The following is a 14124-nucleotide window of genomic DNA, read 5'->3' on the forward strand; positions in this document are numbered from 1 at the left end:
ATTTGGAGGCCCATCAGGTAAAACTTAAGTTAAAGCTTCCAGAGTTTTTTGTTCAGTCTGAAGCTCGATAGGTAGACGAACAGTCTCGATATGTTCATGAACCTGTTAGGGCCTACAGTGTAAAGAACCACCTTTAGCAACGAGTTGATGATCTGAAGCTTTCCAGAGTGATTTAGTGCGTCACCAAACCCTGCCGGTTTGTAGGGCCCGCCCTTTTCGAACAAATAGTTCTTCTTGGCAAATTGGTAGACAGGGCCGCTCGCATCGAACGGCTCATGCTCGGCAGGCAGTTCGTCCAGTACGGCGGCGTAGGCCCTTCTCAGTGTGGGCGAAATGTATTTCCCATCGCTCATATAATCAAAGGCATAGGCTGCGCTGGAAGGGAAGGCTGAAAAGTTGGACAGTCGTTCCTTGTAATAGAAGCTGACCTCCAACAGATCTTCACGTTTTTCTTCTCTTCCCGCAAATGCTCGTTTGCTCAAGCGTTCCGGATTCTTCTCGTCAAACGAACTGAAGTGGAAGAAAACCAGCGGGAACTCTCCATTTACGGTATAGCCACCTTGGCCGTCAGGGGCGAGGGTGCGCTCATGGCTATTCCAAAAAGCCATGTTGTAGCCAAGATTGAACGATACGTGCAGGGTCGGGAAGAAGCAGGGGGCGATGCTGACCCACTTCTGGTCGGTGGAGAGGCCAAACTGAGTTTCGAAATAGCAATGTTCCAGGCAGCGTTCATTCCACCACTGGAGAAAGCGTATGCCTTCTGACGTGTTTGAAACTGCGTAGAAGCCCAGATTGAAGGAGCCAAAGCGCAACATCCCGACATCACCCTCGACATGAGGCGTGACGTAGTGGGGCGTTAGAATGATGTCACGCGTACCGAGTTCGTCCCATAGGCCATCGAGGCGGCTGAAAACGCACGTGTCGGGGTCGAGGAAGATAACCTTCTCGTGTTGCTCAAGCAGCTGCAAAGTGATCCAGGGCTTGAGACTGGTACTGAACTCCACGATGTCGTATTTAAAGGCGTAGTGCTGGACATTTGGCAATCCGATCTCTTCAACCCAGTGGAATTCTGCCAAGTGGGTGGGGAGATCCATCTCGATCTTGCGATCAAAAATATAGATCTTCAGTTTAGGCTGACCGAATTTAACCAGCGACTCGGCCAGCACCAACGCTTTGGACAAGTAAGCCAAGTTGCACACAGTAAAAATGGCTGAGCGCTCGACGGTCATGCCTTTTTCATCAGTCACGTTTAAATATTCCTAATGTATTGATTACTCTGACGAGGATCTGAGACGTGCAATAGAGTGTCAGTAATCTTGTGATTCTGAGCGCGAAGCCGAACTGACAGCTCGCGAGCGCAGAAAAAATAAGTTTCAGGTTCGAAGATACCGTGTCTTTTATTCTGGACCATGAATACGCCCGCATTGAATACGTACGGCCAGCAATTCGGTAGCGACTGTCAGCCTGCTCGGTCACATGATCAAAGCCAGGTGTGGCGCCACAGACGCCGATTCGATAGCCTTTATTCAATGAATCCAGGCACAGCTTATAATCCACGCTGTCGACAAAGTAGCTGCAATCCATCCAGCCGAGAGCGTTGAGTTTATCCAGAAAATAAAGACTGCCGCTGTTGATCAGCAGGGGTACCTCCCGTACTGACGCGCTTCCATCGGCCTTGAAAGCGATTGCGCTGAACGCAGTGTAAGCGTCGAGGTTGTCGGTATAGTTTTTTTCGACATAGGTCAGTGTTTCTTCGTTGAACCCCGTGTCCTGATCAAAAAACAGCAGTGCCGAGTGGCCCTGTTGATAGGCATTGGCGCATACCGTTGAAATACCGACGCCCAACCCGAGATTTTTACCACAGGTAAAGTAGTGGATCTGCGGGTGATGCTCGGCAAATGCCCGCACACTGGCATTATCAGGTGAATTGTCGAATACATAGACTTCAAACCCGTTTGCCGAAGTCAATTCAAGCCTGTGCAGTAATTCAACGCCGGCGTGATAGACAACAATCCCTACTGCAATCTTACGTGTCATGCCATACCTTTGATATGTGGAGCCGCCCGTACCCGGTCGTGTTTATACACTTAACCATTTGCTCTCTTTATCGCTCCATACTTTCACGACCCTGGCAGGGCAGCCCACGGCAATGACGTTGCATGGGATATCTTTGGCAACAACGCTATTGGCACCGATGATCGAGCCACTGCCAATGGAGGTGTTCGGCAATATGACGACATTGTCCCCGATCCACACCTTGTCGCCAATGGTCACAGGGCCGCTGCTGGACAGCTTTCGTTCGAACGGTGTTTCGTAGGGGCTGGACTGGTCCTCCCCCGAGTACGCGCCGTGGGAGTGGTCTGTGATATGGATCTTGCTGCCCATCAACACATCGTTGCCGATGGTGACCTTGTTACAGCAGGCGATATGCAAGTGGTCACTGGCAGAGAAATTTTCGCCGATTTCGATATGGGGTTGATAGGCAAAGCTGATGTACTGAGCGATAGCATGTAACCAGAGCCCTTCACCGACTCTAAAGTTATTGCCCAATGTGATGTGTTCCAAGCCAAAGACCTTGGGCGCGCGGCCAAGGTACGCACGGCGCCCCGCTCTGGGCGGGGTGCGAAGGTGAATGAATGCACGCCACACCAATAGCGCTCGACCTGCCAGGAGCGGAATAATGAACAGATGGTGTTGCTTTAGTTTCTTAAGGACGTATGACACTGCAGTTTACTCGTGCTGGCATGCATTGACAGATAAAAGCTGAGTGCAAGGTAACCTAATCGCTTGGTGAGGACGGTGTGTTATGCGTTCGTCGCAGGTGAAGCTCGATCAGAGCTTTTAGTAATGGCTGCGGAAAAACAGATATCGCCATAACTATCCAACTCGGGTAGTTTATCGCTAACCTCAGGACCTTCCGATATTCCCTGTAGACACGGTAGTTTAACAACCCTCGCGACCTCAGCGAAATCATGCCTTTGATAGTGAAAGCGCCTGACACTTCGCCAAAACGGGTGCATGCCGTGAGCTTACTTGCGAGTGAATAACTGACAGGCAATGAAAGGATAAAATTTACCCAACTGGTCAGGCCGATTTTGAAGATCTTGTCGGTGTGGGCCCAGCTGGTTTTGGACAGTCGCTTGTTTTCAAGCGATGTAATAGATACTTGATGAAGCCAGTGGATCATGAACGGTCGGCGTGCAATGGATTCGAAGATGATCCCCGTTTGTATGAAGTTGGAGTCGGTGTAACGGGGGAAGTTGGCGTTCGCTATCATAGACTTATTGTAGATCAGGCAGCTCATGCAGCTCATCAAACCGCCAAGGTCTTCGAGTAATGTACTAGCATCTTGATAGGTGGTGTTTGGAATATTGATTTTTCCCACCAGATTGACCAGCACAGCATCGTATGTTTTATCAGTTGATAGCAGGTTCAACACAGTTTCAATATCGTTTGCATGAATTTTCGACGTGTCACCTAACAGCCACGTGTATTCCGTAGTTGAAAGCATGAGTGCGTTTTGGAAGTTTAAATCGGCTCCCAGGTTTTCACTGTTTCGTGAGTAGTGCAGCAAAGGGTATTCGGCTTTCCACTTATCAACGACTATTGCCGTGTCGTCGGTCGAAGCATTATCAGATATAAATATTTGAATATTATGCTGTCTGAGCACTGGTATGTGTTCAGCCAACGAGCAGTCAAGAAAATCTGCACGGTTATACGTGGGCAGAGCGATCGATAACAACGGGTTAGGTTGCAGACTCATGGCGACGGCCTTTTGAATGATCGGAAAATCCAGTAAACCCATGGCAGGACAAGTAGGTAGGCACTGACGAAGCCGGAAAACAGGTATTCGAATGGAAGGTATTTTGCAGCCAGCCATGTCGTGATCGCGACATAAAGCCCATTGGCCACCGACACCACCACGAGCGGCTCTTTTTTGTGTGCCCTCATATAGATGGCCATCCCATTGATGGCCAATTGTAGCAACCAGCCTACGCTGACCATGAGCAATGAGGGCGTCGGCAACAGACGATTTTCTACAAGAGGATGGCCTTTCATAAGCCACGTGAAGGTGAACAGCGCCACCATCCCCATGATGTAAGTCAGGATGGACAGTGAAATTCCTTTTTTGAAAATGCTGTTCAACTGTAGGGTGTTGCTCTGCGCCGCGAAGATATTTATTTTCGGTGTGATAATGGTTATCCAGATATTGGCGATACTGAACATGGCCATACAAACAGCAATCGACAAGCCCACCTGACCGGCCTGTACTGCGCCGTGATAGCTGAAAGTGAGTGGTGTGAAAATCGATAGAACGAAATATCCGCTTATCCAGCTCAAAGCAAACCGCCACATGAGCGGCATGATTTCCTTGAACCACGGATGGCTATAGAGCCGGGCCAGCCTATACAGTTGACTGAGCATGGCCTTGTAGCGGCGAAGGATGATCATGGAGCCAACCAGCGCGCTTGCCAGTAAAGAAAAGGCCAGTGCATACAGGTCTGCACCGGTGATCAGCAGGCCGACACTGACCAGCACACTGATGATGCTGATGTGAAAACGAATTTTTTGAATATCGCCTACGCTGTCGCACCCCTCGATAAACGACAACGCAATGCTGTTTATAAAAACCAGGACTGAGGCTGCCCCATAGAGTAGCCAAGGGAGCTGCCAATTGAGAGCGACGCTCTTGCCACTGAGCACATAGTAACCCATCGCAAGTACGGCTGGGAAAACGACCAGTGCCATTGCAGTTGCCCATCTCATGGCAAAAGACAACAACGTCGCGAGGCGGCTGATATTTTCAGCAGGGCCAGATAGCTCTTTCTGGTTATTGAATTTAAGGTGAGCAAACTCATGGGAGGCGAATAAGAGCAATACCGCAGAGAATCCCATATCTGCAAACACGGCGAGTGCAGCCATGCTGATAAACGTATACCAATATCCTTGCGCTTCAGGTGATAAATAGATCGGCACCAGTATCAGCAGGGCTGGTCCAGAGAGCAGTCGCCAAAGTTGATTGATTGCAGTATTGCGGAAGTCGTGGTTGAGTATTTTTTTAAGATTCATTTGAAGAATTGGGCGCGTTCGATTTCATGTGTCAACCCATCAAGAGAGTTGAAGTAGGGTCGATAGCCCAATGTCGCTGCCACTTTGTTCTCGGAGTAGTAGTGCTGCTTGGTGCCGGTGGCATTGACTGCTGGCGGCGCGCCCTCGACAGTGAACTGCAAGCCAAATTTTTTGTGAAGATGATTCAGGATTGAAAATTTGTCGGTAGGGCCCTTTGTATAGCAATCAACAGCCAGGTTGATATTACCGCTACACATCAGTGCATTGACTATCAAGCTGTAAAAGTCGACAGGCGTTATGTAGTCTCGATACATATTAAGCGCGGAGGTTGTCAATACGGTGTTTTCATGAATGGCGCGAAGTGCGTCTGTAATGAAATAACGCGCGCTTAAGTCTTGCGATTGACTAAAGTAATTGAATACCCGCACGTCAATAATATTGAGGTCCGTATAAGTTCGGTGGCGTGCCTCAGCATAGAATTTTGCTATCGCATACCAATCCGTTGCTTTCAGGTTGTTCAGGTCGAATAAAGCAAGGCTTTGAGCATTTACTGGGGCGTCAAAGTTGCAGCCATAGGCAGCGCCGCTGCTGAGGAACAGATAGCGGCATTTGTTATTAGTCTTAAGGTAGTCCAGAGCCAGCTTGTCATATTCATAGGTTACTTCAAAAATGGCCGAACCCATTTTTACTGCCAGCGCCGGATCGCCAACACCGACAAAGTTGATGATCGCGTCAAAGTGGGTCTTGGTATTAAAGTCGGCGTACTGGAAAACGTTGACTTTTTTCTTGTGTGCCGATGTCAATGCGGATGTATCGAGTTTGTTCTTGTCGCGCAAAAACAGGCTCAATCTGCAGTCCTTATCCGCTACCAGGGAACGAATCAGGTCTTTGGCAATTTGGCTGTTTGCGCCAAATATTGCGATATGCATCAGCGTGGCATCCGCGGTTTTTCAGGCAGTTGTTCATCGATCGATCGACCAAACTCAAGCCGGGGCCGACACTCCCGGGCGTCGGGCATCATCAATTCGATTAGCGTGGGCTGAGGTGACCCAACAAATGACCTGACCTGCGCCGTAAACGCATCGTGTGTAGTGACCACCGCGGACTCAATGCCGTAGGCCTCGCCAATGGCTTTGAACTGAGAGGAATAGCCATTCCAGTAGGTCGACGAGTTACGCCCCTCGAAATACATTTCCTGAAAGCCGCGCACCATTCCCAGCGAATGGTTGTTGAATACGACCACCAGCACGGGTAGCCGGTCGCGCGCGATGATATCCAGCTCCTGGATATTGAGCTGGGCACCGCCATCACCCGTGATGACAATCACAGGTTTTTGGCCAGCATTGCATACGCCTATGGCGGTTGGAATCGCAAAGCCCATGGTGCCCAATCCACCAGAGTGATGCATGGATTGGCCACGGCTCAGGCGCAGTGTATGGGCGGCCCACATCTGGTTGTTACCCACATCTGCAACATAGTCGACGGCGAACCCTTTGGTCTCCTTGGCCAGAGCCGAAAAAATCAAAAAGGGACTGACGGACCAGTCGGCGTATTCGTCGACGAAAGTGTGCTCGAAATCGTTTTGTAACTGAGTCGTCCACCCAAGCCATGCTGCATTTTTCGGCAGTTTGGACAGAGTAAACCTGGCGAAAAATGTATTCAGTTCCATCACATGGGACGCATGCGCCTGAACCCGATTGTTCAGTTGCCCTTCCATCAGGTCGATTTGCACGATCCTGGCCTTACGTGCGAAGTCATCAGGTTTTGCACCCGTTTGGCGAACATCCATGCGGCTGCCCAGCACCAGCAGGAAATCACAGTTTTGCACTGCGTAATTGGCGGCGCGCGTTCCATAGGCACCTAGCATACCCAGGTAATTGGCGCTTGCCGGGATCTTTTCCGCCCCTTTAAGGCTGGCGACAAAGGGAATTCCTGATGTTTCCAGTTGTTCGAGCCATTGCGCGAAACTACGCGTATTGACTGCGCCCCCGCCCAGCAAGATCAGCGGTCTCTGCGCAGATGCGAGTGCGCTGCCGATCGCTTCGACATCAGGCGCGTGCAGCTCAGTCGCAGCTTGTTCGGCCTGAGGGGCCAGCAACGCTTGTACCTGTGCGTCATCAAGTTCTGCTCGCTGTATATCCATCGGAATATCCAGCAATACCGGGCCGGGGCGTCCTTCCCTGGCAATATCAATGGCTTGTTGCAAGCACGGCAGCAACTCGTCGACATGGCGGATCTGATAGGCGTACTTGGTAATGCTGCTGACCAACGCCACACTATCAAGCTCCTGGAACCCTTGCTGGCGTATGTTTCTGTCGCCTTTGAGTTCGTAAGTGTTGACCTGCCCGGTCAGGAAGAGACAGGGGTGGCTGTCAAGCCAGCAATCGGCGATGCCGGTGATCAGGTTGGTGGCTCCGGGACCACTTGTGCCCAAGGCTACGCCGAGTACTTCGTGGTGCGTAGCACGCGCGACGGCGGATGCAGCGAACGCCGCCGCTTGCTCATGGTGAACGGAAACCAGCTTGGTCTTGCCCAACTGGTTGATACTGTCAACCAGGTGCGTGATCATCCCGCCGATCAATTCGTAACCATACAGAACCTTGTTCTGTGCAAGAACCAGCGCTACCGCATCCGATGCTTTCATTGTTTAGAAACCAATCCCGAAGAACTCTTCCAGCTTCTCACCGACAAAATCGAAATGCTCCTGGCCCAGCGCCGGCTGCACGCCGAGCCAGAAGGTCTGGTTCATGGTGCGGTCGGTATTGGTCAATTCGCCAACCACGCGGTATTCCAGATTCTGGAAGTAAGGCTGGCGGGTCAGGTTGCCGGCGAACAGGAGGCGTGTGCCGATTTTGTGCTGGTCAAGGTACTTGAGCAGGTCGACACGCTTGACGCCGCTGCTTTCCTTGAGTGTTACCGGGAAGCCGAACCACGATGGGTCGCTGTTGGGTGTTGCCTCGGCGATTTCGAGGAATTCGGACAGGCTGGACAAGCGCTCTTTGAGCAGCACGAAATTGCGCTTGCGCGTGTCGATGAAGTCCTGGGCGCGTTCGAGTTGCGCCAGGCCGCAGGCGGCCTGCATATCGGTGATTTTCAGGTTGTAGCCCAGGTGCGCATACACGTACTTGTGGTCATACCCTTGGGGCAGGCTGCCATATTGCTGGCCGAAACGGTCGCCACAGGTGTTGTCGCAGCCTGGCGCGCAGTAGCAGTCACGGCCCCAGTCGCGGAACGACTCGGCAATCACTTTGAGCATCGGGTTGTTGGTGAACACCGCGCCACCTTCGCCCATGGTGATGTGGTGCGCCGGGTAGAAGCTGAGGGTGGCGATATCACCGAACGTGCCGACCAGCTTGCCATCATAGGTTGCGCCCAGGGCGTCGCAGCAGTCTTCCACCAGCCACAGGTTGTACTTTTCGCACAGCGCCTTGACCTTGCCCAGGTTGAACGGGTTGCCCAGGGTGTGAGCCAGCATGATTGCCTTGGTTTTCGGCGTGATGGCGGCTTCGATCAGCTCGGCATTGATGTTGTGGGTGGCCATGTCGACGTCGACGAACACCGGGATTGCGCCAAATTGAACGATAGGGTTGACCGTGGTCGGGAAGCCCGCTGCCACGCCAATCACTTCGTCGCCCTTTTTGATCGCCCGCTCACCCAGTTTGGGCGAGGTCAGGGTGCTGAAAGCAACCAGGTTGGCGGAAGAGCCGGAGTTGACCGACAGCAGGAATTTGACACCGAGGAATTCAGCCAGCTTTTTCTCGAATTCAGCATTGAAGCGGCCGGTCGTCAGCCAGCCGTCCAGGGAGGCCTCGACCATCAGTTGCAACTCTCGCGCCCCGATCACTTTGCCGGACGGCGGGATAACGGTCTCACCGGCCACGAACGGCTTGCTCGCCAATGCGACCTTGGCGTATTGCTCGACGAGCTTGCTGATTTCCTGGCGGAGCATATCGGGTGTCATGAAAAATCCTGCTAAAAAATAGAGTTAGTTGCTGTTGGCACGCATGGCGAGCATGTAGGCGTCGATTTCATCCAGGCAATGGGCCTGCATGTCGTTGCCGCTCAACCAGGCACGATGCCAGGTAACAATCCGGGCGAGCGTGGTTGCAAGGTTCCAGCTGGGTGTCCAGTGCAGGTGTGCGCGCGCCTTGGAAATGTCCAGCTTGAGGTAGTTGGCCTCATGCGGCTGCGGGTCCTGGTCCAATTGCCAACTGGCCCCTGTGCCCCAGGCCTGAACCATGTGATCAAGGATCCATTCCACCGGGCGTGCGTCTTCATCCTTGGGGCCGAAGTTCCAGCCCTGGGCAAAGTGATGCCCTTGGGTCCAGAGGTGTTCAGCCAGCACAAGGTATCCACTGAGTGGCTCCAGCACGTGTTGCCACGGCCGGGTGGCCTTCGGATTGCGTATTGTGACGGGCTGACCCTTCTCGAAGGCACCCAGAATATCAGGTATCAGCCGGTCTTCTGCCCAATCGCCGCCGCCAATCACATTGCCCGCCCTGCCAGATGCCAAGGCTGCGCCTTGCGGATGGTTGAAAAACGACTTGCGGTAGGCGCTTGTGATCAGCTCCACACAGCCTTTGCTGTTGCTGTAGGGATCATGGCCGCCCATGGGTTCGTCTTCACGATAGCCCCATTCCCACTCACGGTTCTCGTAGCATTTGTCGGTGGTGACGTTGACGATTGCCCGCAGGTTGGGGCATTGCCGCGCAGCCTCCAGCACATGCAGGCTGCCCATCACATTGGTGGCGTAGGTCTCGACCGGCTCGCGGTAAGACAAGCGGACCAATGGCTGCGCCGCCATATGGATCAGCACGTCCGGGTTGAAGCGCGTCATGCTTTGGGTGATGGCCGCCAGGTCGCGAATGTCGCCCTGCTCCGACTCCATGCCTTCGGCCACCCTGGCCTCGACGAACAGGGCAGGGTGGGTTGGCGGCGCCAGGGCAAAGCCCTTCACCTGTGCGCCCATGCTGGTCAGCCAGAGTGACAGCCAACTACCCTTGAACCCGGTGTGGCCGGTCACGAAGACTCTTTTGCCTTGCCAAAAGGCAGGAGAAACGGTCGACTTCATATTCAGTCCCAGGATTTCCAGGGCGCTTTGCCGGACTGCCAAAGCTCTTCCAGATAATGTTTGTCACGCAGTGTGTCCATGGGCTGCCAGAACCCCGGGTGTTCGTAAGCCATGAGCTGGCCCTCGGCGGCAAGCTTCATCAGCGGCTCCTGTTCCCAGGTGGTGCTGTCATCCTCCAGGTATTTGAGCACTGTGGGGTTCAAGACAAAGAAGCCACCATTGATCAGGGCACCATCACCCTTGGGTTTCTCCTTGAAGTTCAGCACTTGGCCTTTCTGGATATCCAGCGCGCCAAAACGGCCGGGCGGGAACGTTGCAGTGAGCGTCGCCGCTTTGCCGTGCGACTTGTGGAAGGCCAGGGTCGCGCCGATATCAACATCGCTGACGCCATCACCGTAGGTAAAGCAAAAGGCTTCTTCGTCTTTGACGTAGTCAGCGACGCGACGCAGGCGACCACCGGTCATAGACTCGTCGCCGGTATCGACCAGGGTGATGTTCCAGTCTTCGGCGCGTTGGTCGTGCACCTTCATGGTGTTGTCGCGCATATTGAAGGTGACATCGGACATGTGCAGGAAATAGTTGGCGAAGTATTCCTTGATCACATACCCCTTGTAGCCACAGCAGATAATGAAGTCATTGATGCCGTGCGCGGAGTACATCTTCAGGATGTGCCAGAGAATAGGTTTGCCGCCAATCTCGACCATGGGTTTTGGGCGTACGCTGGTTTCTTCGCTTAGCCGCGTTCCCAGGCCACCGGCCAAAATAACTGCTTTCATGCTGTCTCCGGGTCAATTCGAGCTTACAAAGGCGTCAGAATGGAAATGTTTGAGGGGCAGGCCAGCCTGCGTCAGCAGCTCGCGTGCGGCGTGGATCATGGCTTCTGAGCCACAGGCATAGACCGAGGTATCGGCCAGGTCAAGACTTTCTGCAAGGACGGCCTGTTGAACGTAGCCTGTTGCACCGGGCCATTGTGTGTCCGCGCGTGAGAGCACGGGGCGGTAGGTCAGGCCCAGCGATGGAAAATCAGGCTGCCAGTACAAGTCCTGCTCCGTACGGCCGCCCCAGTACACGTAAATGCGCTTGCCGCTGAGTGTTTCCGGTGCGTCACTCAAGCCTTCAAGCATGGCTTTGACCGGGGCGATTCCGGTTCCGGTTGCCATGAACACCAGGTTCGTCGTGCTTGCACTGCGCAAGCAGAAGGTGCCCAGCGGGCCTTCCAGCCTGAGCAGGTCATTGGCTTGGGCTCCGCCAAACCAGTACTGGCTCATCACGCCATCGGGTACTTGGCGGATATGCAGTTCCAGCTTGGCATCCTCACGCACGGCATTGGCGATGGAGTAACTACGGCGCACACCGTCTTTGCCTATGACGTCGATGTACTGCCCCGGAAGGTAGAATAGTGCGCTTTTTGGAGGCGTTCGGAGGACAACCCTTAGCACGTCGTCCGCCAGGCGCTCCAGGGTATCGAGGCGGCAAGGCATGGTTTTGATCTGGATGTCGGACAGCAATCCCAGGTCTTCGATGTCCAGCTCGATATCGGTGACGGCGGCCCGGCAGCACGTCAGGATGGAACCGCAGGCACGCTCCTCTTCCGTCAGCGCGAGTTCCGGTTGCACTACCTCTGTATGGCCTTGAAGCACGTTAGCCTTGCACACGCCACAACGGCCTGTACGGCAACTGTATTCCAGCACTGTGCCTTGTGACTTGGCGCAATCCAGAAGGCTCTTGCCGGGTTCAGCCGTAAACGTCTTGTGGTTCGACAATGTAACAATCGACATGCGTCAGGCACCATGCTCAGGGTTGGCGTCGCAAGGATTCGACTCGTCCACTGGAGTGCGAGGGACGGCCGCCATCGGCCCGATACTTTTGATACCCATGTACGTATACATCTCCTGTCGTCATTACTCTGAAAGTCATACGACATTCAGCGCGCAGACTGCGCCCCTGGCCGGGGACATTTTTCGTAGAGTTTAAAGCGGATAGAAGCCGCTGGCGGAAGGCCCCACCAGTTGAATCGCATATACAATTCGCAGCAACATCGCAGCGTGTTGCTGATTATTGAATAACGGACTGCCTATTGATGGCGGCAATTCTACCTGCTTGGGACCGTAACTGGAAATGCAGGATATCCGGGGCCTGCCCAGGCCGTTTCACTGGCATTGAGTGGGCGGGTCATACGCTGTTACCGATCCGTTTTTGACTCCTTCCAAACATCACCTAAGTTTGAAATGCAGCTTAGGAAAGCTGCATTTCCTTTATCGATGTCATGGAGTGTCACCAATGCAAAACGCCTATATCGCCTCCTTAATCTTCGCCTTCCTCACCACCCTCTCTGTCACCACCACCGCAGCGCCCTCCGTCAAAACCGAGGCTCCAATCCCGATCACGACCCAAATGTCCAAGGCAGAGCAATCCGCCAAGGTCAATCTGAACGCCGCCGATGCCGAAACCCTGCGCCGTGACCTCTTTGGCATCGGCGCCGCCAAGGCCAAGGCGATCATCGCCTACCGCGAGAGCAATGGTCCGTTCACTGCTGTTGATGAACTACTGGAGGTGAAGGGCATCGGCAAGGCGCTGCTGGAGAAGAACCGCGAAAGGATTGTAATCAACTGAGCACAGGACGGCCGGTCACCGACCGGCCACTCCATTTTCCGAAGCCTGTGCCTTCAGGCTTTCCCTAACTACGTCCAGAATACGCACCGCCAGCGCTGCGCTTTCGACACTCCTGGCCAGGGCCAATGCGCCCACTAGTGTCGACATCATTACCAGGCTTTCTTCATCGGCATTCGTGCTAATCAGCGTCGCTTCCACCTGCTGCAAGCGCGCCCTCAGTACCGCGTCCGTGGTCGGACTCTGCTGGCCTCTGAGACCCAACTCCGAGCACATGGTAGGCAGTGGGCAACCCTGATCCGGCGAGGCTCGATGCCACTCAGATAAGTAACTATCAATAAATGCCTCAAGAGGGCGTTCCTGGCTGAACAACATTTCGCAATGCGCATCCAGCTCGGCAGCTGCGGCTTGCAGCGCCTTTTCCACCAGTTCGTCCTTGGATTTGAAGTGGGCATAGAACCCGCCATGCGTCAGGTCCAGAGCCTTCATCAAGGGCTGCAGACCGGTCGCGCCGATCCCGTCGCGACGAAAGCGTACAGAGGCCTTCTTGATGATGCGTTGGTGGGTCTTGGCTTTGTGGTCGGATGAGTAACGCATAGGTGGGCCTCAGTGACAGGCTGGCATTTTAACCAACTTGAATCTTTTTACACGCTGACACGTTGGCATGAAAAGTGATTACCTACCCATCGAGGATTGTTCAACAATCATGAAGGTAGCCATGACACTCAGTTTGTCTCTTGCCGACCAGATTGCCCTGGAGCTTCGCGCTGACATCATCGGCGGGCGATTGCTGCCAGGAATGCCTTTGGTCGAGGTAGAACTGGTCAAAGCCTACAACGCATCGCGCAACACGATCCGTGAAGCGTTGCACCGCCTGGGGCAAGAAGGGCTGACCCGTTATGTGCGCAACAAGGGGGTGATGGTCCGGCGGTTGGCGCGAGAGGAGGTGCGTGATTTGTTTGTCGTGCGCCGCACCCTAGAGTTGCAGGCCATCGCTCAGAGCGGTCCCCTGACGGAGGATCAATCCGAACGCATGCAAAACGCCATCGACGCCACCACCCTGGCCCGCGAGCGCGAAGACTGGCGTGCTGTCGCCACCCATAGCTTGGTGTTTCACCAGCACATCGTCGGGTTGATGCGCAGCCCGTTGTTCGATGAGTTTTTTGCCCAGGTCATCGCTCAACTGCGCTTGGTGTTTTGCGCTGCGCCTGATGAGCAGCGTTTTCAGTCGCCGTGGCTGGAGCGTGATCGTGAGATCTACACATTATTGGTCGAGCAGGATAAATCGGCGGCGGGGGAGGCGATGAGCCTGTACCTGGATGATTCGGAACGCCTGTCCCTGGCCTTGTTTAACCACCCCTGATCGAGGATCT

At 53.9% G+C, this 14124-nt stretch carries 14 protein-coding genes; 2 read left to right on the forward strand and 12 right to left on the reverse strand.

Annotation, left to right across the window (positions count from 1 at the left end):
* Positions 1 to 29: 29 nt before the first annotated feature.
* The 11 genes from ACZ445_RS08290 to ACZ445_RS08340 form a co-directional block, all read right to left on the reverse strand.
* On the reverse strand, positions 30 to 1247 hold the full coding sequence (locus ACZ445_RS08290) for a glycosyltransferase family protein (RefSeq protein ID WP_058424496.1): 1218 nt from the start codon (positions 1245 to 1247) through the stop codon (positions 30 to 32).
* Complete coding sequence (locus ACZ445_RS08295; protein ID WP_058424495.1) at positions 1240 to 2037, reverse strand: glycosyltransferase; 798 nt, start codon at positions 2035 to 2037, stop codon at positions 1240 to 1242. The genes ACZ445_RS08290 and ACZ445_RS08295 overlap by 8 nt, the downstream gene beginning before the upstream one ends.
* A 42-nt stretch (positions 2038 to 2079) precedes the next feature.
* Complete coding sequence (locus tag ACZ445_RS08300) at positions 2080 to 2565, reverse strand: DapH/DapD/GlmU-related protein (protein ID WP_235594946.1); 486 nt, start codon at positions 2563 to 2565, stop codon at positions 2080 to 2082.
* A 214-nt stretch (positions 2566 to 2779) separates the two neighbouring features.
* Positions 2780 to 3763, reverse strand: a complete 984-nt coding sequence (locus ACZ445_RS08305) for a glycosyltransferase family 2 protein (protein WP_058424493.1) — start codon at positions 3761 to 3763, stop codon at positions 2780 to 2782.
* Positions 3760 to 5070: a hypothetical protein gene (locus ACZ445_RS08310; RefSeq protein ID WP_058424492.1), complete on the reverse strand. Its 1311-nt coding sequence runs from the start codon at positions 5068 to 5070 to the stop codon at positions 3760 to 3762. Before ACZ445_RS08310 ends, ACZ445_RS08305 begins: the two co-directional genes overlap by 4 nt.
* Positions 5067 to 5999, reverse strand: a complete 933-nt coding sequence (locus tag ACZ445_RS08315) for an NAD-dependent epimerase/dehydratase family protein (protein ID WP_179029088.1) — start codon at positions 5997 to 5999, stop codon at positions 5067 to 5069. The genes ACZ445_RS08310 and ACZ445_RS08315 overlap by 4 nt, the downstream gene beginning before the upstream one ends.
* Positions 5999 to 7714: a thiamine pyrophosphate-binding protein gene (locus ACZ445_RS08320; RefSeq protein WP_058424490.1), complete on the reverse strand. Its 1716-nt coding sequence runs from the start codon at positions 7712 to 7714 to the stop codon at positions 5999 to 6001. The genes ACZ445_RS08315 and ACZ445_RS08320 overlap by 1 nt, the downstream gene beginning before the upstream one ends.
* Positions 7715 to 7717: 3 nt before the next feature.
* Entirely contained in the window at positions 7718 to 9031 is a 1314-nt protein-coding gene (gene rfbH / locus ACZ445_RS08325) for a lipopolysaccharide biosynthesis protein RfbH (RefSeq protein WP_058424489.1), read from the reverse strand.
* 24 nt (positions 9032 to 9055) lie between these two features.
* Positions 9056 to 10141 carry a CDP-glucose 4,6-dehydratase gene (rfbG, locus tag ACZ445_RS08330; RefSeq protein WP_058424488.1) on the reverse strand — a complete coding sequence of 362 codons (1086 nt, stop codon included), beginning with the start codon at positions 10139 to 10141 and terminating at the stop codon, positions 9056 to 9058.
* Positions 10142 to 10143: 2 nt separating this feature from the next.
* A complete protein-coding gene (rfbF, locus tag ACZ445_RS08335) occupies positions 10144 to 10917 on the reverse strand; it encodes a glucose-1-phosphate cytidylyltransferase (RefSeq protein WP_058424487.1) in 774 nt (257 codons plus the stop codon).
* 12 nt (positions 10918 to 10929) lie between these two features.
* Positions 10930 to 11919: an FAD-binding oxidoreductase gene (locus ACZ445_RS08340; RefSeq protein ID WP_179029090.1), complete on the reverse strand. Its 990-nt coding sequence runs from the start codon at positions 11917 to 11919 to the stop codon at positions 10930 to 10932.
* Positions 11920 to 12421: 502 nt separating this feature from the next.
* On the opposite strand from ACZ445_RS08340, the gene ACZ445_RS08345 reads away from it, so the two are divergent.
* The gene (locus tag ACZ445_RS08345) at positions 12422 to 12754 is read left to right on the forward strand and encodes a ComEA family DNA-binding protein (RefSeq protein ID WP_058424485.1); all 333 of its coding nucleotides are present in this window, start codon (positions 12422 to 12424) and stop codon (positions 12752 to 12754) included.
* A 15-nt stretch (positions 12755 to 12769) separates the two neighbouring features.
* Here the strand turns inward: ACZ445_RS08345 and ACZ445_RS08350 are convergent, their stop codons facing one another.
* Positions 12770 to 13348 (reverse strand): TetR/AcrR family transcriptional regulator, encoded by a 579-nt coding sequence (locus ACZ445_RS08350; protein ID WP_464708202.1) that lies wholly within the window; start codon positions 13346 to 13348, stop codon positions 12770 to 12772.
* Between the two features lie 121 nt (positions 13349 to 13469).
* On the opposite strand from ACZ445_RS08350, the gene ACZ445_RS08355 reads away from it, so the two are divergent.
* Complete coding sequence (locus tag ACZ445_RS08355) at positions 13470 to 14114, forward strand: GntR family transcriptional regulator (protein ID WP_058424483.1); 645 nt, start codon at positions 13470 to 13472, stop codon at positions 14112 to 14114.
* Positions 14115 to 14124 lie beyond the last annotated feature (10 nt).

This window comes from Pseudomonas allii (assembly GCF_055380095.1).